Source organism: Sandaracinus amylolyticus, from assembly GCF_000737325.1.
GTDB classification, from domain to species: Bacteria; Myxococcota_A; Polyangia; order Polyangiales; family Sandaracinaceae; genus Sandaracinus; species Sandaracinus amylolyticus.
This window is the reverse complement of sequence record NZ_CP011125.1, coordinates 366,543-386,045: the sequence shown is the minus strand read 5'-3', so window position 1 is coordinate 386,045 and position 19,503 is coordinate 366,543. Positions and strand designations below refer to the sequence as shown.

The following is a 19,503-nucleotide window of genomic DNA, read 5'->3' as shown; positions in this document are numbered from 1 at the left end:
TAGCATCCGCGCCGTCGCGCGTCAGCGCGCTCAGTCGCTCTCGATCTGCGCCAGCGCCGTGCGCGCTCTTCGCAGCTCTTCGCGCAGCGTGATCGTCTTCGCCTCGTCGGGCGCCGCGTGCCTGCGCAGCCACGCGCGCAGGTGCACCGCGGCCTTGCGCCGATCGCCGAGCTCGTACGCGATCATCCCGAGCAGCCACTGGCCGTAGCCCTCGCGCGCCGGGCTCTTCTGCAGCGCGGTCACGATCGCGTCGAGCTCGGCCACCGCGAGGTCCGCGGTGAGCCGCACGTACGCGGAGTGCGCGCGGATCATCGCGCGGTCTCGCGTCGCCCAGCGCTCGGCCCGCCGCAACGAGCGCAGCGCGTCGTCGACGTCGCCGGCCCAGTGCTGGAAGGTACCTAGGCTCCAGAGGTGGAAGCTGCGTCGCTCCGCCGGCGCGTGACGCGCCGCGAGCCGCTGCTGCACGATCGCGTCGGACAGCTCGCCGAGCGCAGCGAGCACGCGCGCCGCGTCGTGATGCGCGATGTCGCGCAGAGGGCCGATCGAGGCCATCTGCTCGGCCACTTCGACCGCCTTGCGCAGCCGGCGCGCTTCGACGTGCGACAGGTAGAGCTGTCGCAGGAGCAACACCTGCGTATCGGGGTCGAGGTCGGTGGAATCGAGGGCGAGCCCGGCGCGCGCCCAGCGCGCTCTCGCCTTCGCGTCGGACGCCGAGAGCGCCAGCCGGAGGAAATCTTCCGCCGACTCCGGTGCCTCGGCCTCCTTGGGCCGCGTCACGTCGCACGCTCCTGGAGCATTCGTCGCAAGCGGGATTCCTCAGTGATAGCACAGGGGGATCCACTGTCGAATCATGGGTGGATCCGCGCACTTCCACAGATCTATCCACAGCGTGTCCACGGGGGCCCACAGGATGTGGATCAGACGACGTACCGTACGTGATCTGCGCACCGCGGGCAGGCTCCTCACGTGCGTCTTCCCGCGAGCTCAATCGAGCGGCGGGTCGACGATGTCGTCGTGAGGAGGCGGCGGAGGCGCGTCGGGATCGAAGAAGAAGCGCGCGAGCTCTTCCTCGCGCGAGCGCGCGTCCTCGTAGCCCATGCGCATCAGGTCGCGCGCGTAGTGGCCGTCGAAGAGCAAGTAGCTCACGAGGTCGGCGTCGCTGCCCTCGCCGATGTCGAGCAGCTTGAGCAGGCCGCGCCCCAGCAGGCGCCCGAAGCGCACGTGGTTCTTGCGCAGATGGTCGTTCGCGACGCGCCCGATGTCTTCGCGCGGGTAGACCGCGAGCGCGTGGATGCGATGGCGCGGCGGGCGTCCCATCGCGACCGCGCGCGCGTTCATCATGTCGACGAACTGCGGGCCGAAGAGCGCGACGCCGTCGTCGATGAAGCGGTTCTGTCGCTCGAGCTCGAGGAAGTCGGCGTTCACGTGATCGAGCAGGAACGCGTTGAGGATCTTGCCGAGCAGGAACGCGACGCCGGGGTACACGCCGGGCGCGAACGCGGGCGTCGGCGTGAGCGGCTGGCTCGCGAGCGACACGACGAGCAAGCGCCGCGCGCCGAGATGGATCGCGGGCGACATCGGCGTGTTGAGGCGAAGGCCGCCGTCGACGAAGAGCTCGCCGCGCACCGCGACCGGCGGGAACAGCATCGGGATCGCCGCGGACGCGAGCACGTGCTGCGGGCCGATGCGATCGGGACGCAGCACGACGTTCGGCGGAAGGCCGACGGGCAGCTCCACGTCGGGAGCGCGATCGACGAAGATCCACGGGCGCCCGGTGGCCACGTGCGTCGCGCTGATCGTCAGCGCCTTGAGCACGCCGCGCCGCAGGTTCCGCACGAGGCGCTGCCAGCGCATGTTCTCGTCGACGATCTTCGTGAGCGGCGTCGCGTCGAAGAGGCCCGCGCCGCTGCGGCCGCCCATCACGACGCGACCGAGCTTCGTCGCCTGCATCACGCCGAAGCCGATCACCTGATCGAGCTCGAGCGCGCTCCAGAGCTGCACGAGGCGCTCGACGCCGGGGATCGGATCGTCGAGCACCGACGCGAGATAGCCGCCGTTGATCGCGCCGACGCTGGTGCCGCAGACGATGTCGATGCGCGGCGTGCCGCAGCGCCGCGCGAGCTCGCCGAACACGTACGAGAGGACGCCCGCCTCGTACGCGCCACGCGCTCCGCCACCGGCGAGGACGATCGCGGACTCGCCGCGGTGGGTGGACGGAGGCGGGATGCTCGCGCGGCTCGGAATCGGCACGGAGCCGCCGAGGATACCGCACCCGGGAACATCGATGGCACTTCGCGCGCGTGTGGACCGACGACCCCGACGAGTGCGAGCCTCGTCGGGTGAGAGCACCCTTTTACGCCCTGACCTTCGCAACGCTGCTCGCGATCGGCTGCGAGAGCACCGACTCGAGCTCCGACGACGACGCCGGCCGCGCACTCGACGCGGGTCGATCCGTCGACTCGGGCACGGAGGAGGACGCGTCGACCGCCGCCGACGCGGGACCGGCCCCCTGCGAGCCGAGCCCGTGCCTGAACGGAGGCACGTGCCGCGAGGACGACGACGGGGCCTTCACGTGCACGTGTGCGGCGGGCTACGAGGGCGAGACCTGCGAGACCGACATCGACGAATGCTCGCCGAGCCCGTGCCTGAACGGAGGCACCTGCGCCGATGGCGTCGCCTCGTTCACGTGCACGTGTGCGGCGGGCTACGAGGGCGAGACCTGCGAGACCGACATCGACGAATGCTCGCCGAGCCCCTGCCAGAACGGAGGCACCTGCGCCGATGGCGTGGCCTCGTTCACGTGCACCTGCCGCGCCGGCTACGAGGGCGAGACCTGCGAGACCGACATCGACGAATGCTCGCCGAACCCCTGCCACAACGGAGGCAGCTGCGTCGAAGGCGTGGCCACGTTCATGTGCACCTGCGCGCCGGGCTACCTGGGGCCGCGCTGCGAGATCGACGACGCGTGCGCTCCGAATCCCTGCCGGAACGGCGGTTTCTGCACGAGCATCGGCTCGTCGTTCTCCTGCTCGTGCAGCTCCGACTGGACCGGGCCCACGTGCGACCAGTGCGGGACGGCGTGCGGCAGTCGCCCCGACTACTACCGGGATCGTTTCCTCTCCTGCTTCCGCGACACCGCGAGTTGCACGCGCCCGGCGCAGACGTGCGAGCAGTACTGCTCCTCCTGGATGGCCTGCTCCGGGCCGCTCGCGATCAATTCCGACGGAGTCGGCACGGTGACCGGCCCCTCGCCCGACTGCTTCTGATGCGCGCGCGGTCGCGCTACGGCTCGTCGACGAGCTGACGAAGGCGCTCGTTCGCGAGCGTCGAGCCGCCGATCGGGCGACCGTCGAGGCTCGAGAGGTCGACGCGCGAGAGCTCGACGCGCGCGCTCCACATCTCGCGATGCACCTCGCGCGCGAGGCGCTGCGGGAGCGTGAGCGTGGCGAGCTCGGGGTCGCGCTCGGCCTCGGCCGCGCGCGCTTCGTCGGTCTCGGGCGGCGCGCTCGCTTCGACGCAGCGGAGCTCGTTGCCGCTCGCAGTGCGGAGGCATGCGCGGAGACCGCGCGCGGTGGGCTCGACGTCGAGCGCGAGCGCTCCATCGCGCTCGGTCGTGCGCGGCGAGGACGCGAGCAGCGACGCGGCGCTCTCCGAGTCACCGCCGCGATGCGAGATCGAGATCGGCAGCGCGAGCCCGAGGCGACGCAGCACGCCGGGGTCGATCTCCAGCGCGGTCGCGTAGAGCTCGTAGGCCTGCGCTTCCATGCCCGCGTCGTCGGCGGCGGCTGCGGCGATCGCGGCGACGCGCGCACGCACCAGCGCGAAGCCGCGCGCCTCGGCGAGCTGCGGGAGGATGCGCTGCGCGAGCGCGACCGCGGTCTCGCCATCTCCACGCGCGGCCGCGATCTCGACCTCGAGCGCGTCGTAGAACGGCGTCGCGCGCGGCTCCTGTGCGTCACGCGCGCGCGCTTCCGCGAGCGCCACCGCGACGATCGCCGGGCCGAGCACCGACACGATCTCGCCGGTGAGCCACGGCGAGAGCCCCGTGATCCCGCCCGCCATGAACGGGCGCAGCGTGTCGACGAGGCGCTCGTCGTCGGCGAGCACGCCGAGGATGCGCTCGTCGTCGGGCCAGCGCGCGACGCGACGCGGGATCGACTCGGCGAACGTCGAGACACGCGCGCCGAGCCCGGTCCACGACGCGCGCTCCGCGCGCTCTTCTTCGAGCGTGCGGCGGATGATGCGACGCAACAGCGCGTGACGTCCGCGCGCCTGCTCGGCGCCGTCGGTGGTGAGGCCGCGGCGATCGGGGCGCGCGAGCGCGCGATCGATGCGCTCGTCGGCGCGCACGGTCTCGCCCGCGAGCAGCAGCACGATCGCGGCGACCGCCTCCGTCTCGGCGCGACCTTGATCGCGCATCGACGCGGGCTGGCGATCGTTCCAGCGGATCATCGACGCGAACGCGCCGAGCGCGTCGTCCATGCGCGCTTCGCTCAGGTAGAGCTCGACGAGGAGCTGCCACGGATCGGCGCCGGTGGGCTCGAAGCGCTGCACGCCCTCGAGCGCGTAGCGCTCGGCCTCCTCGAAGCGCAGCGCGACCGTCGCGGCGAGCGCGGCGTTGTACGCGTCGACCGCGATGCCGGGCTGCTCCTCGTCGGGCGCGGCGCGCTCGATGCCGCGTCGTGCGTCCTCGAGCGCGGCGAGGCACGCGTTGAAGTAGGGCTCGCGCGTGCGCGCTTCGCCCTCGAGCGCGCACATCGCGTTGAGGCCCGCCGAGCGCTGCCACGGGTTCGGTGAATTGACCGCGATCGACGCGAACTGGCGCGCTTCGTCCTGGCGCTCGAGCTTCATCAGCGGCCAGCAGCGCTCGGCGACGAGGTCGGGATCGTAGAGGTGATCGTAGTAGCCGAGGAGCTCGAGCTGGTAGTCGTAGAGCTCCATCTGGCCCGCGAGGCGCGACGTCGTGTAGAGCAGCTGCTGATGGAACGGCGAGTGCGGGTCGAGCGTGCTGCGCTCGTGCAGCTCGCGCGCGCGGCCGAGGTGGAACATCGCGCGTCCGAGCGAGCCCTCGGCCTCGAAGAGCACGCGGCCGAGCACGTAGTGACCGACGACCGAGTCGGGATCACGACGCAGCACGCGCTCGGCCTGGGTGCGCGCGCCGACCGCCATCCCGTCGGACAGGAGCTGCAGCGCTTCCTCCTCGTCGGGCGCGTGGGCGTCGGGCAGTGACGCATCCTGCGCTTCGCCGATCGACACCAGCGCGCCGAGGATCGCGATCAGCGCGATCAATCTAACGCGCGACACGCCGCACCAGCTTCTCGAGCGGGCCCGCGACGAGCTCGTCGGTCAGCGCGTAGACGTCGCCCGCGCCGGGCGCGAGCTCGAGACGATGGCAGAAGATGAAGTGCGCGAGCGCGCGCACGTCCTCGTCGGTCACGTAGTTGCGCCGGCGCGTCAGCGCGCGCGCCTGGAGCGCGGGGATCATCAGCACCAGCGCGCGCGTCGAGAGGCCCTGGAGCACGCGCGGATCGCGGCGCGTCGTCTCCGCGATGTCGACGAGGCACTCGCGGATCTCGGGCGCCATGTGGATCTGCGCCTCGACGACCTCGCGCGCGTCGAGGATCTCGGTGCGGGTGATGCGCGGGATGTCGTCCTCGGCGCCGCCCGCGTGGCGCCTCGCGCGGATCGACGCGAGCACCTCGAGCTCCGCGTCGCGCGGGATGTGCTTCATCTTGATCTTGAAGAGGAAGCGATCGAGCTGCGCGCTCGGCAGCGGGAACGTGCCGCTGAAGTCGAGCGGGTTCTGGGTCGCGATCACGAAGAAGAGCGGGTCGAGCTTGCGCGTGCGGTTGTCGACCGTGACCTGCTTCTCGCCCATCGCCTCGAGCAGCGCGCTCTGCACCTTCGGCGACGTGCGGTTGATCTCGTCCGCGAGCACGACGTGCGCGAACACCGGGCCCGGGCGGAAGAAGAACTTGTTCGTGTTGGGATCGAAGATCGTCGTGCCGGTCACGTCGCTCGGCAGCAGATCGGGCGTGAACTGGATGCGGCGGATCGCGACGATGTCGTCGTCGGGCCGGTCGTCGATGATGCAGTCGCCCAGCGCCTTCGCGAGCGTCGTCTTGCCCGAGCCGGGGAAGTCCTCGAGCAGCACGTGCCCGTCGGCGAGCATCGCGATGATGATCGTGTCGATCACGTCGTCGCGACCGCGCACCGCGCGCGCGAGCCTGCCGCGCATGCGGTGGACGACACCGAACGCGCCGTCGAGCGTCTCGATGCGCGGCGCGGGCGTATAGGTGATGTGCTCGCTCTGGATGCCGCCGTGATCGGTCTCTCTGCCCATTGGGATCACCTCATCGCGAGTCGAGGAACGAGAGCGGATGCGCGAGGCCGAGCAGGCGTCGCCACGTCTTGGTCGAAGCGCGCAGCTCGCGCTTCATCGATGCGGTCGCGTCGCGCCACGCTGCGGGATCGGAAGGCGGCGCGCCGGGATGTCCGAGCCGCGATGCGAGGAGCAGCGCCGTCGCGCGCTCGAACGCGGGCGAAGTCTGCGCGACGCGCGCCGCGAACTGCTCGCGCGTCTCGCCGTGCTCGCGGACCAGGCCGACCTCCGCGAGGCGATCGAGCGCGGCGCGGTACTCGACGCGCGGGCGCGCGCGGCTCGACGCGAACGCGGGCGCGACGCGGCGCCAGAGCTTGATCGCGTAGAGCACGGCGAGGACCAGCGCGATCGCGAGCGCGAACAGGATCCACAGCGCCGTCGTGAGCGAGCCCTGCTGGCGGCGCGTCTGTTGCGGCTGGATCTCGTCCTCGGGATCCGGCGGCTGCTCGCGCGCCATCTCGCCGAGGCGCTGCTGGAGCTCTTCGTCCTGCGGAGGGCGCGGCGGATCGAGGTTCTCGTGCGCGGCGATGTCGAGGACGATCCAGCCGACGCCCTCGACGTAGACCTCGGGCCACGCGTGCGCGTCGCCCGCTTGGATGACCAGCGACGAGCCGCCGCGACGGTTCGCCTCTTCGCTCATGTACCCGACGCCGATGCGCGAGGGCACGCCCGCGGCGCGGAAGAGGAACACCGCGGTGTGCGCGAAGTGCACGCAGTAGCCGATCCGGTTGCCGAAGAAGAAGTCGACGACGGGATCCGCCGCGTCGGCGTGGCGCTCGCGCGTGGAGTACGTGAGCATCTCGTCGAGGCGCAGCTTGATCGCGACGGCGCGCGCGAACGGGTCGTCGCGGCGCGCCTCGGGCATCGACGCGATCGTCTCGTCCGCGAACGCCTGGAAGCGCGCGTCGGGGTGCGTCGTGAGGTAGAGCGCGCGCACCTCGGCGGGCCACGCGGAATCGCCGGCACCTCGTCCGAGCAGATCTTGGTACCCGATGGTCTGTGCCATCGAGAGGAAGCGATATGCGCGGCGGAATTGGCCGGGGTTGGGGTTGCGCGCCTCCGCGAACCACACCGGCGACTCGAGCGCGAAGGGCAGCGGGTGCGCGACGAGCAGCGCGACGGTCGCGGGCACCTGATCGCGACCGAGCGCGGGCGGCGGCGCGCTCACCGGCGCGCGCGACGTCGGCATCGCGCGCGCGAGATCGCCGTCGGCTCCTTCGTGCGTGGTGGGCACGAGGCGCACGCCTTCGAGCTCGGTCCACGCCTCTTGGCGGAAGTAGTAGTTGCCCGAGGGCGGCGAGTAGTCGCGCTCGAAGAGCACGACGGCGACCGGTGACGATCCGCCGCCGCCGCTCGGCGGCGGTTGGTCCTGGAGCTCGCTGGGATCGACCGGGCCACCCTGCTCGCCCTGCTCGCCGGTCTCGCGCGGCGGCGGGAGCTCGTCGTCGCCGACACCCGCGTCCCACGCGCTCGGCTGACCGCTGCTGCCGCCGTCGCCGCGCGAGCCGCCGCCGCCGCCGCTCGATGCATCGGCGCCGCTCCCGCTGCCGCCACCGCCGTCGACGATCGACGCGTCGCCGCCGCCGCCGCTCGCGCCGCCGTCGCCGTCGCCACCACCCGCGCCGCCGTCGAGCGAGGACGCATCACCACCGCCGCCGCTCGCGCCGCCGTCGAGCGAGGCGTCGCCGCCGCCGCTCGCGCCGCCGTCGAGCGACGCATCGGCGCGGCCGCCCGCACCACCATCGAGGCCGCCGTCGCCGCCACCACCACCGCCGTCGGCGCGACCTGCGTCGCCGCTGCCGCCTCCGTCGCGCGGCACGCCGCCGTCGAGGCCGCTGCTCGTGCCGCCTTGGTCGTCACCTTCTTCGCCGGTGTCGTTGCCCTGCTGATCGCTGTCGATCGAGTCGGGCGAGCTCTCGCCGAGCGCGGCCTGCTCGCGCGTGATCTCGAAGCACGACACCACGAGCATCGCGACGAGCGGCACGAGCGGGAGCGCGGCGAGGCTGAGGCGTCCCTTGCGCTCGAAGAGCAGCAGCGAGATCGCGACGAGCGCCGACGCGATGCCGATCGCGAGGATGACGTCGGCGGGATCGATCCCGCGGCGCCACGCGAAGTCGCTGAGCCAGAGCGGGCGCACGACGATGCCGCCGCGATGTGCAGCGAGCGCGGCCGCGACCGAGAGCACGAGGAACGCGAGCTCGAGCGCGATCCACGACGGATGCCGCTTCGCGGTCGCGCGCATCGCCGCGGTCGCGAAGAACGCGACGCTGCCGTAGGAGACGAAGCTCGTGAGGTGCAGCGAGAGCCCGGTGCCGAGCGCGGCGACGATGCCCTCGACGCGCACGATCGTCCCGCCGATCGCGAGGCCCACGCCCGCGATCGCCGCGAGCCCGCCGAGCACCCAGGAGAGGCGCAGCGGCGTGCGCGCGAGGATCTCGCCCGCGAGCACGCCCGCCATCGCGCCGAGCACGGCCGCGGTGATGCCGGTGCCCATCGCGACGTCCGCGACGATGCAGAACGTCGCGACGCCCATCGTGACGACGCGCAGCGGATGACGCGCGCTGCGCGCGAAGCGCGTGAAGAGCGTGTCGCGATCGGCCTCGCGGGCGCGGTCGACCTTCTGCATCACACGCCCGCCGCCGGGTGCACGTGACCGCCGCGGCGATCGACGATGACGATCTTCGCGCGCAGCTTCCCGAGCTCGGCGACGACCTGCTGGAGCTCGCCGTGCGCGACCGCGATCTCGCGCTCGTCGCGATCCTGCAGCGCGAGCTTCGCGAGCCCGGCGCGCGGCTTCGCGCGATCGACTCCGTCGGTGCACACGACGAACTCGATCGGCGCGCGGCCCGCGACGTCGACCGGGAGCTCCTTCGCCGCGTGCACCACGCCCGCGAGCCACGGGCCCGGCTTGCCCGGCACGAACACCACCGCGCGCCCTGCCCCGTCCTTGCTCGCCCTGCGCAGGAACGCGCCGAGCCCGCTGCCCGCGCGCTCGTGCGGCGCGGACGCGCTCTTCGCGAGCGCCTCGAGCGCGGCGTCGCGCGTCGTCGCGGGCGCGTCGACTCCGTCGGCGCCGAACGCCCAGTCTCCGCCGAGCGCGCCGACGTCGACCGCCACGCGCGCTGCGCCCGCGGCGGGCTCGTCGGCAGGGCCGGTCACGAGGTACGCGAGCGTGCGGCGCGCCGCGGAGAGCGCCTTCTCGGGCGTGCGGATGACGAGCTCGCGGGTGCGCGCGAACACGCTCCACAGCACGAAGCGGATCGGATCGCCGGGCGCGTACTGGCGCAGATCGAGGCGCTCGCCGTCGGGCGATCCCGCGGGGTGCGTGATGTCGCTGCCGCCCGAGAGCGTGTGCACGACGTGCATCTGCTTGAGCCCGCCGACCGACGGCAGGATGCGCACCGGGCGCGTCTCGACGTGCTCCATCGCGATCGCGCACAGGCCGAACGCGTCGCCGACCTCGATCCGTCGGGTGAGCGAGTCGCTCCAGCGACGCGTGCGCGGCGTGACCTCCTCGTCGATCCACGCGCCCGCCTCGAGCATGCGCAGGTCGGCGTGCGGCGCGATCCACGTCCACGTCACGCGCGCGCCCGGCAGCCATCGCAGGCGCGGCAGACGGAACCCGGTGCGCGCGGGATGGCCACACTCGATCGAGAGCGCACTGTCGCCGTCGATGCGTCGCAGCGCGACCACGACGCGCCAGCGCGCGATGACCACGGTCAGAATTCCGAGGACGAGCGCGACGCCGACGATCGCGCTCGCCCCGAGCAGCACGAGATCGACGTGGCGCACGCCGATCCACAGCGCGAGCGACACGAGCGCGACCACGACCACGCCGAGGCGCGTCAGCGGGAACACATCGCGCGCGCGGCGAGCGAAGCGTGCGAGCCGTGCCTTCATGCTCAGAGCCAGCCGCAGCCGCGCATCTCGGGATAGAACGCGGGCGGGCGCGGGTTCACGGTGGGCGACTGCGCGCTCTCGACCGGCGGGCAGCGGATGCGGCGGAACACCGCGGGCTCGTCGACGGCGCGTCCTCCGTCGTTGTTGACGGATTGGAACTCGAGGATCGACGGGTCGATCACGCCGGTGAAGTTGTCGAGGTTGTAGCCGCCGGGGCCGCCCTGACAGCGCACCTCGTCGAGGCGCCACATCCCGATGCCACCGAAGAACACGCGGTTGTCGGGGGTGACCGAGCCGCGCGCGTCCATCGAGACGATCCAGTCGTAGCCGCCGTGCGAGCAGGGAGGCGGCTCCTCGTCCTGCGGGGTGCCGCTCCACTGGTGGTTCTGGATCGTGCCGACGAGCTGTCCGGGCTGTCCGGGCACGCGACGGATCGTCAGCGTGAACACGGTCCAGTCGCGATAGACCTCGCTGTACGTGTGCGAGCGCCAGACGCCCGCGACGTACTCGTCCTCGCACTCGGCGGCCGGCGGCAGACGCGCACGCTGCTCTTCGATCGTGCCGTGGCCGAGGCTCGGCACGAGCCACGCGGAGGCGAAGCACGTCGCGGCGACGAGGAGCGAGATGCGGCGACGGCGGCGTGCGCGTCGCGGGTCTCGCGGGGACGCGGAGGTCGCCGGCGTCATCGACGCGTGACGCTATCACGACGCGAACGTGCGTGGACGCGCATGATCTCTCGTACGCCGCGGCGAGCGCGACGATCCCCGGCGCCTCGCGGAGTGATCGAGTAGAGTCGGTGCGCCGAGTAGTGATGACGGCGAGCGCGGACGACGCGACGGGCGAGACGCTGGCGAGCGGACGGTTCGAGCTGCTGCGCAAGCTGGGCGCGGGCGGGTTCGGCACCGTGTACGAGGCGCGGGATCGCGGGCGCGAGGCGATCGTCGCGCTGAAGATCCTCGACCGCGCGTCGCCGAGCGCGATCGCGCAGCTCAAGCGCGAATTCCGAGAGCTCGCGGACCTCGCGCATCCGAACCTGGTGCGCCTCGACGAGCTGCACGTCGCGGGTGATCGCTACTTCTTCACGATGGAGCGCGTCGCGGGCGTGGACGCGCGGCGCTGGGTGCTCGGGCCCTCCGATCGGAGCGAGCAGACGACGCGCGTCGGGGTGCGCAGGACGCGCGGCGACGAGCCGCTCGACGACGAGGTCGCTGACGACGAGCTGCGCACGCGGGTCACGCCCGACGTCGATCGGCTGCGCCAGGTGCTCGTGCAGATCGTGCGCGGCCTCGCGCACCTGCACGTGCATGGGAAGCTGCACTGCGACGTGAAGCCGTCGAACGTGCTCGTCGACGCGCAGGGGCGCGTGGTGCTCGTCGACTTCGGGCTCGTGAGCGACGCCGATCGCACGCAGCGCGCGCGCTCCGCGGCGGGCACGCCGCGCTACATGTCGCCCGAGATGATCGCGGGCGAGACGCTCGGTCCCGCGAGCGACCTCTATCAAGTCGGCGTGCTCGCGCACGAGCTGCTCACGGGCAGCACGCCGTTCGTCGGTCCCGCGGCGCAGGTGCTCGCGGCAAAGGTGTTCGGCCCGGCGCCGCGCATCGCGGACTCCGAGGGACTTCCCGAGGATCTCGTCGTGCTCACCGAGGCGCTGCTCGCGCGCGATCCGAGCGAGCGACCCGACGCGGCCGCGGTGCTGCGCGCGCTGGGCGACGAGCAGGTCGTCGCGCGCCCGGCGCGCGCGTCGTTCGTGGGCCGCGCGCGTGAGCTCGAGGCGCTCGGCGCGGCTGCGGCCTCGGCGCGCGCCGGACGCACGGTGGTGGTGTCGGTGCGTGGACCGAGCGGCATCGGTAAGACGCGCTTGGTCGAGCGGCTCACGAGCGAGCTCGCGCGTCGCGAGCCGCGCACGCTGGTGCTCGCGGCGCGCTGTCGCGAGCAGGACTGGCTGCCGTACAAGGCGATCGATCCCGCGATGGACGCGCTGCTCGAGTGGCTGCTCGAGCTGCCGCAGCCGGAGCGCAACGCCGCGATCGGCGACGACGAGATCGGCGCGCTCGCGCAGGTGTTCCCCTCGTACCGCGAGCTGCTCGCGGGGCGCAGCTCGGCGCCGCCCGCGGTGAGCCCGACCGAGCGACGGCGCGCGGTCGCGGGCGCGCTGCGCGCGGTGGTGGGCCGCATCGCGCGGGCGCTGCGGCTCGTGTTGTGGATCGACGACGCGCAGTGGGCCGACGCGGACAGCGCGCGGCTGCTCGCCGACGTGCTCGAGGGCGGCGCGCTGCCGGTGCTGGTGATCGTCTCGCGGCGCGGCACCGAGGGCGCGATCGGGTTCGAGGACGTGCTCTGGCGCGACGCGCCGGGGCTCGAGCGACGCGCGGTGGAGGTCGCGCCGCTCTCGCGCGACGACGCGCGGACCCTCGTGCAGCACCTCGCGGCATCGAGCGACACCGCGCCGCTGCGGCGCCTCGTCGACGTCGCGGACGGCAATCCGTTCTTGCTCGTGGAGCTCGCGGAGCAGGCGCGGATCGATCGTGCGGTGCTCGAGGAGACGGCGGGCGCGGAGACGGTGCTGCTCCATCGCGTCGAGCGCCTCGAGCCGCACGCGCGCGCGATGCTCGAGGCGATCGTCACCGCGGGCAAGCCGCTCGCGCGCCGCATCGTCGGTCGCGTCGCGGGCGTGCGCGGCGACGACGAGCTCGCCGCGCTCGCGGCGTTGCGTGCCGCGCGCTTCGTCACGGTGCACGTCGCGCCGGGCGTCGAGCGCATCGAGGCCTCGCACGACCGGGTGCGCGAGCTGACCTACGCCGCGCTCGAGCCGATGCGGCGCCGCGCGCTCCACGGTGGGCTCGCGATCGCGCTCGCCGAGAGCGGCCACGTCGATCCCGACACGCTCTCGTTCCATCACGAGCGCGCCGGGGATCTCGCCGCCGCCGCGCGCGAGGCCGAGCGCGCCGGGGATCTCGCGGTGCGCGCCCTCGCGTTCCAGCGCGCCGCGGAGTCGTACCGGCGCGCGCTCGCGCTGCGCGATCACGACGGGGCCACCCGCGCACGGCTGCTCGAGCGCATCGGCGACGCGCATGCCCACGCCGGCCGCGCCGCCGACGCCGCGCGCGCGTTCGTCCAAGCGGCGGAGCTCGCGCCGGGTCGCGCGCACGCGCTCGATCTCCGTCGCCGCGCCGCGGCGCTCCTGCTCACCGCGGGGCACGTGGAAGAAGGGCTGCGCGACCTGCGCGACGTGCTCGCCGCGGTCGGGCTCACGATCCCCTCGTCGCGCGCCGTCATCCTCGCGCGCGCGCTCGCTGCGCGCGGCGTGCTCGAGCTGCGAGGCCTCGACTTCGTCGAGCGTCCCGCGGCGCTCGTGCCCGAGGAAGAGCTGCTCGCGATCGACGCGGCGTACTCCGCGGCCGCAGGGCTCTCGCTGATCGACACCGCCGCGGGCGCGTACTTCTCGACGCTGCACGTCGACCGCGCGCTGCGCGCGGGGGAGATCTCGCGCGTCGCGCGCGCTCTCTCGCTCGAGGTTCCGTACCTCGCGGGCATCGGCGGCGCGGGGCGCTCGGCGCGCGAACATCGCGTGCTCGACCTCGCGCGATCGCTCGCCGCGCGCACCGAGGACCCCGAGACCAGCGCGCGCCTGCGCTTCTGCGAGGGCTCGGCCGCGTTCCTCCACGCCGAGTGGGCCGCGGCCGCGCGCACGCTCGAGCTCGCCGCGATCGAGCTGCGCGCCGCGGAGCGCGGGCTCTTCCACGAGATCGTCACCGCCGAGCACTTCACGCTCGCCGCGCTCGGCTGGCTCGGCCTCTGGAGCGAGCTCTCGCGACGCCTGCCCGACGTGCTGCTGCGCGCGCGCGACGCCGGCGATCTCTACGCCGAGACGACGATCGCGACCGCGGTGGGCCACTACACCGCGCTCGCCGCGGACGACCCGCGCGCCGCGCGCGCCACGCTCGAGGACGGGATCGGTCGCTGGCCACGCGCCGGGTTCTTCATCCAGCACTACGACGTGCTGATCTCGCGCACCGACGTCGATCTCTACGAGTCGCTCGGCCGCGGCGACGACGCGCTCCATCGCGTGCGCGCGAGCTGGGGCGCGCTCCGCGGCTCGCTGCTGCGCTTCGTGCAGGTGATCCGCGTCGAGTCGGACTACGCGCTCGGTCGTGTGCTCGTCGCCGCGGCTGCGTCGCGCGACGCCGGCCTCGGTCTTGCGGCGCTGCTGCGCGAGGCGCGATCGTGCGCACGCTCGCTCTCGCGCGAGGGCATCGCGTGGGCGCGCGGGCTCGGCGCGCTGATCGAGGCCGCGTGCGAGATCGCGGTGCGTGACGAGCGCGCCGCGATCCGTGCGCTGCGCACCGCCGAGCACGCGCTGACCGAGTCGGGCTGCGCGCTGCTCGCGGCCGCGGCGACCTGGCGGCGCGCGGCGATCGAAGAGGACGCGCGCGCCGTCGCGAAGGCGCGAGATCACTTCGTCGCGCAGGGCATCCGCGCGCCCGAGCGCCTCGTCGCGATGATGTGCCCCGGCGCGTGGTGATCACGTCTTCGGGAAGAGCTCGGCGTAGCTCGGGCCCCACCCGCGCTCGGCACGGCGCAGCAGCACCGAGTAGCTCGCCGCGCCGAGCGCGAGGTGCAGTCGCTGCGCGAGCCGCGAGTCACACGGCTCGAGCGGCTGCGGCGGCGCGAAGAGACGATACGCCGCGCCGCCCGCCTGATCCGCGAACATCACGCGCAGCTGCGTGACCTGCTGCTTGCGCAGCAGCGCGTCCGCGATCGCCGCGCCCGGTCGGAAGCCGACGCCGAGCCCGATGTACGACGCGACGCCGAGCGCGGTCACCGCGTCGTAGAGCACGTCGCGCTTGGGGTCGATCCGGAAGTCGAGCTGCTCCACGCCGGGCTGGGGCTGCGCGTGCGTCATCGGCGCACCGAAGAAGCGCACGAGCGTGCCGCCGAGATCCTGCGCCGACATCGGCGAGAGCCACCGGCCCTCGCGCATCGCGGGCGCGGTCGCCGACGTGCGATGCGCGAGCACCACGCGCGCGACGAGATCGCGGCCCATCTCCGCGGGCATGCCCGCGTGCCGCACGTTGCGATCGATCGTCTCGAGCGCCTGACGCGCGAGCGGATCGTCGTTCCACAGCGCCTGCGCTGCCGCGTGCGCGCCCGCGGGATCGGCGTCGCTCGACGCCGGCCATGCCGTGGGCGGCTCGACGCGCTCGCCCGGCGCGATCTGCGTCGTGAGCGCTTGGTAGAGCGCGCCGAGCGGCTGCACGAGCTCGCCGAAGATCAGCTCGTGCTTCGTGTTGCCCGCGAAGAGCGCGACGTGGTTCGTGAGCATCCCCGTCTTCACCTCGACGCGCGTGAGCTCCGCGTGCGCGACCGAGAAGCGACGGTTGTTGAACGAGCCCGGCCCGCTGATCGACGACCACCCCGAGACCGCGGTGCGACGATCGGTGATCGCCATCGCGAGCCGGTGCTCGTAGCCCTTCGGTCGATCGACGAGCAGCGCCGACGCCAGGACGCGCTCGCCGGCGTGCAGCTCGAGCCCCACGCCCGAGCCCGTGATCGCCTCGACGCCCGCGTCCCGCGCGTCGGCGAAGAGCGCCATCGAGAGCTCCGAGGTGTCGATCATCCCCGGCTTGCGGTGGAACGGCTTCAGCGTCTGCGCGACGAGGCGGCGAACGGGCGAGTCGGTCACGTGCCTTGTCTACCTCCCGGCTGCCCCGCGCGTTCCTTCCGAGCGCGCGTCGTGCCGTCGCGATCACGATCGAGCGCCTCGCGCACGGTGCGCAAGAGCCCGTCGGGACCGTACGGCTTCGCGAGCATCGGCGGCGCCTTCACGCGCACCGCCGACGTGCGCTCGCCCGCGTCGTCCTGCTCGAGCACGTGCTCGGGGATCGCGGACGCGGAGTACCCGCTCGTCAGGATCACCGGCATCTGGGGCGCGATCGCGCGGATCTGCTGGTGCGCGCGCCACCCGTCGAGCTGCGGCATGATCACGTCGAGCACCACGAGATCGATCTCGTGCGCGCGCGCGCGGAACACGTCGACCGCCTGCGCTCCGTCGCTCGCCTCGATCACGCGATAGCCCGCGCCCTCGAGCGTGCGCTTCGCCATCCGCAGCACGAGCGGCTCGTCGTCGGCGACCAGGATCGTCTCGTGCCCACCCCGCGGCGCGGGCTGGGCAGCCGGCGCTGCCGCGCGCGCGCCGAGCTGTCGCGGGAGCCGCACCGTCATCCGCGTGCCGTCGCCGACCGCGCTCGACACGTCGATCGCCCCGCCGTGCTGTCGCACGATCCCGTGCGCCACCGCGAGACCCAGCCCGGTCGCCGTGCCCACCGGCTTCGTCGTGTAGAACGGCTCGAAGATCCGCGCGCGTTCGCTCTCCGCGATGCCGACGCCGGTGTCGACGACCTCGACGAGCACCTCGTGCCCGACGACGCTCGTCGAGAGCGTCAGCCGTCCGCCCGAGGGCATCGCGTCGCGCGCGTTCACACAGAGGTTGAGCAGCACCTGCTCGAGCCGGTGCAGATCCCCGCGCACCACCGCGTCGCCCTCGATGCCGCCGAGCACGACCTCGATCGAGCGCGGCAGCACGCGCTGCATCATCGACGCGATGCCGCTGACGAGCGCGGCCACGTCGACGTCCTCGAGCTGCAGCGCGCTCCGCCGCCCGAACGCGAGCAGCTGCTGCGTGAGCGACGCGGCGCGCTGCGAGGCCTCGACGATCTCGTGCAGCTCGTCGTCGGGCGACTGCCCGTTCGCGAAGCGACGCCGCGCGCACTCCGCGCCCGCCGAGATCACGGTGAGCAGGTTGTTGAAATCGTGCGCGATCCCGCCGGCGAGCAGCCCGATGCTCTCGAGCCGCTGCACCTGCTCGAGCTTGCGCTCGAGCTCGCGCCGCTCGAGCTCCGCGAGGCGGATCGCGGTCACGTCGATCACCGTGCCCACCACCGCGGTCCCGCCGTCGGGGCGCGCTTCGAGCCGCGCGCACCCGAGCACGTGCAGCCACGCCCCGCTGCGCGAGTCCTGCACGCGGTACTCCTGCTCGTAGCTCTCGGTGCGCCGCGCGATCAGCGCGTCCACCCCGGTGCGCACGCGCTCCACGTCGTCGGGATGCACGAGCCCGAGCCAGCGCGCGCGCGTCAGCCGCTCGTTCGCGTCGCCGAGCACGCGCCCGATCCAGCCGACGTGCTGCACCTCGCCGCTCTCGACGTCGAGCTCCCACACCGCGACGTTGCCCGCGCGCAGCGCGCGCTCGAGGCGTGACTCGCTGGTGTGCAGCGCCGAGAGCGCCTGTTGCTCGCGTGAAGTGTCCTTCGCGACGAGGAGCGCGCGCGGCGGCTCACCGGGCACGCGCACCGCGTGCACGACGTACGCGCCTCCGTCGACCGTGCTGTGCGAGGTCCAGCGCACGTCCTCGCCGGTGGTGAACAGGCGCTCGAGCTTCTCCGTGACCTCTTCGCGCATGTCGGGCTGAGCGAGATCGTCGATGCGCTGGCCGATCACCACGTCCTCGGTGGTGTCGTGACGGGTGCGGTTCACGAAGCGGATGCGGTGATCGCGATCGAGCTCGAGCACGTAGTCCGGCAGGCGCTCGAGGATCTCGTGCACGCGCCGCTCGCTCGCCCGCACCTCGAGCTCGGCGTGCTTCTGCGCGGTGATGTCGGTCGCGAGCAACATCACGCGCGGCTCGCCGGCCTCGGGCGGCGCGGTCACGACGCGCACGCGGTACCAGCGCGGCTCGACGCCGTCGCCGGTCGCGACGAGCTCGACCTCGTCGGGCGCGCCGGTCGCGAACACGCGCTCGATCGCCTCGACGGTCCGGGCGCGCGCATCGGGCTCGACGAAGTCGTCGACGCGCCCGCCCGCCATCAGCGCCTCGCGCGAGAGGCCCGGCTGCGCGCGGTTGATCCAGCGGAACCGGCGCTCTCGATCGACGACGCTGACGTAGTCCGGCAGGTAGGACGCGAGCTCGCGATAGCGCTGCTCGGCGCGCGCATCGGCGTCGTCCGCGACGTCCTCGCCTTCGCGAATGCGCTGCATGGACGGCGGAGACTATCAGCGCGATTGACGCGTCGCATCGCCGTGACGGGTGACGCTCCGCGCACGGTGACGCTCGATCGCGCGCGCGCGAGACGTGGCGCGCGGGCGAGCGCCGGTGTGGACGTGCTGGACTTCAGAGCCCCTGGATCCCGAGCTTCGCGCGACACACGCGGGACCTACGGCAACTCCGAGGCGCGCGCGTCGGCGCGCTCGGGAGGAAGTGCTCGTGGCGAGCAAGAAGGTCGTGATCAAGAAGGGCGAGGGCGATGCTTACTGGTTCGGCGGCGTCCTCATGGAGATCAAGGTCACGGGCCGCGACACCGGCGGTCAGATGGCCGTCGTCGAGATGACCGCGCCCGCGAACCTCGGGGCCGCCGCGCCGCTGCACACGCACGCGGGCGACGAGACGCTCTACGTGCTCGAGGGCACGATCCGCGTGCACGTCGGCGACGAGGTGACCGAGCTCTTGGCGGGCTCGCAGATGCACATCCCGCGCGACACCTGGGAGTACTACGAGAACGTGTCGAACAAGACCGCGCGCGTGCTCGTGACGTACTCGGGCGCCGCGTCGAACATCGATCAGTTCTTCCGCGAGGCAGGGCAGCGCGCGACGTCGCGCGACGTCTCCGCGATCCCCAAGGGCGCGGCGGACATCGCGACGATCACGCAGATCGGGAAGAAGTACGGCATCGAGGTGAAGGCGGCACCGGCGCGGCCGCAGGCGGCAGCGCCGCCGCGCTGAGCCGAGCGTTCGGAAGGGTCGTGGACGAGAGCGCGCGCGGGCGATGTCCCGCGACGCGCGCTCGTTCGCTCCGTCACCGCGGACGACGCTCTCCGCTCGGGGTCGTGTGGGCTCGGCGCGCAGTGTGCGCGCCGCGCGTGGGTCGACGCACCACCGTGGTCGCGGACGACGCGCGGCGATCGGCGCGCGCGCGACGCGGAGGCGGGGCCTCGTCGGGCTCGGGCTCCGGCTCGGCCTCGGGCGCGGGCCGCGGGATCACCCGCGGATACCCGGCGGGCTCGGCGCTCTGTCCTGCGGCGAGCGATGGAGCGAACGCGAGCATCGCGAACGCGAGCACGACGACGAGGATGCGAGACATCGGCATCTCCTTCGCGCGTGCCGCCCCTCGGCACGACGCGCGCGACCGAGGTCGCACGCCGCATGCCGCGCGCGCGCGCCGAGCACG

The 19,503-nt window shown here is 73.2% G+C and carries 13 protein-coding genes; 3 read left to right on the top strand and 10 right to left on the bottom strand.

The features are described from left to right. Positions 1-30: 30 nt before the first annotated feature. The gene (locus DB32_RS01575; RefSeq protein ID WP_053230643.1) at positions 31-777 is read right to left on the bottom strand and encodes a tetratricopeptide repeat protein; all 747 of its coding nucleotides are present in this window, start codon (positions 775-777) and stop codon (positions 31-33) included. Positions 778-984: 207 nt separating this feature from the next. Then, positions 985-2,250 carry a patatin-like phospholipase family protein gene (locus tag DB32_RS01570; RefSeq protein ID WP_053230642.1) on the bottom strand — a complete coding sequence of 422 codons (1,266 nt, stop codon included), beginning with the start codon at positions 2,248-2,250 and terminating at the stop codon, positions 985-987. An 89-nt stretch (positions 2,251-2,339) separates the two neighbouring features. On the opposite strand from DB32_RS01570, the gene DB32_RS46240 reads away from it, so the two are divergent. After that, positions 2,340-3,266: a calcium-binding EGF-like domain-containing protein gene (locus tag DB32_RS46240; RefSeq protein ID WP_169791293.1), complete on the top strand. Its 927-nt coding sequence runs from the start codon at positions 2,340-2,342 to the stop codon at positions 3,264-3,266. A gap of 16 nt (positions 3,267-3,282) precedes the next feature. Here the strand turns inward: DB32_RS46240 and DB32_RS01560 are convergent, their stop codons facing one another. From DB32_RS01560 to DB32_RS01540, 5 genes are read right to left on the bottom strand one after another with little or no spacing between them, the layout of a single operon-like run. Then, positions 3,283-5,304 (bottom strand): hypothetical protein, encoded by a 2,022-nt coding sequence (locus DB32_RS01560; protein ID WP_157068592.1) that lies wholly within the window; start codon positions 5,302-5,304, stop codon positions 3,283-3,285. Beyond that, the gene (locus tag DB32_RS01555) at positions 5,291-6,343 is read right to left on the bottom strand and encodes an AAA family ATPase (protein ID WP_053230639.1); all 1,053 of its coding nucleotides are present in this window, start codon (positions 6,341-6,343) and stop codon (positions 5,291-5,293) included. The genes DB32_RS01560 and DB32_RS01555 overlap by 14 nt, the downstream gene beginning before the upstream one ends. 10 nt (positions 6,344-6,353) lie before the next feature. Continuing rightward, positions 6,354-9,008, bottom strand: coding sequence for a DUF4129 domain-containing transglutaminase family protein (locus tag DB32_RS01550; RefSeq protein ID WP_157068591.1), 2,655 nt, complete (start codon positions 9,006-9,008; stop codon positions 6,354-6,356). Then, positions 9,008-10,282: a DUF58 domain-containing protein gene (locus tag DB32_RS01545; protein WP_053230637.1), complete on the bottom strand. Its 1,275-nt coding sequence runs from the start codon at positions 10,280-10,282 to the stop codon at positions 9,008-9,010. Before DB32_RS01545 ends, DB32_RS01550 begins: the two co-directional genes overlap by 1 nt. Before the next feature lie 2 nt (positions 10,283-10,284). Beyond that, complete coding sequence (locus DB32_RS01540) at positions 10,285-10,968, bottom strand: hypothetical protein (protein ID WP_053230636.1); 684 nt, start codon at positions 10,966-10,968, stop codon at positions 10,285-10,287. A 125-nt stretch (positions 10,969-11,093) separates the two neighbouring features. Between DB32_RS01540 and DB32_RS01535 the strand changes: the two genes are divergently transcribed. Continuing rightward, entirely contained in the window at positions 11,094-14,807 is a 3,714-nt protein-coding gene (locus DB32_RS01535; protein ID WP_053230635.1) for a serine/threonine-protein kinase, read from the top strand. Here DB32_RS01535 and DB32_RS01530 read toward each other — a convergent pair whose 3' ends face one another. Then, complete coding sequence (locus DB32_RS01530; protein WP_053230634.1) at positions 14,808-15,968, bottom strand: hypothetical protein; 1,161 nt, start codon at positions 15,966-15,968, stop codon at positions 14,808-14,810. Then, a complete protein-coding gene (locus DB32_RS01525; RefSeq protein WP_053230633.1) occupies positions 15,965-18,316 on the bottom strand; it encodes a hybrid sensor histidine kinase/response regulator in 2,352 nt (783 codons plus the stop codon). Before DB32_RS01525 ends, DB32_RS01530 begins: the two co-directional genes overlap by 4 nt. 226 nt (positions 18,317-18,542) lie before the next feature. Here DB32_RS01525 and DB32_RS01520 point away from each other — a divergent pair, with 226 nt between their 5' ends. Continuing rightward, positions 18,543-19,058, top strand: coding sequence for a cupin domain-containing protein (locus DB32_RS01520; RefSeq protein WP_157068590.1), 516 nt, complete (start codon positions 18,543-18,545; stop codon positions 19,056-19,058). A gap of 73 nt (positions 19,059-19,131) precedes the next feature. On the opposite strand, the gene DB32_RS01515 is transcribed toward DB32_RS01520, so the two are convergent. Further along, entirely contained in the window at positions 19,132-19,416 is a 285-nt protein-coding gene (locus tag DB32_RS01515; RefSeq protein ID WP_157068589.1) for a hypothetical protein, read from the bottom strand. Positions 19,417-19,503: the final 87 nt, after the last annotated feature.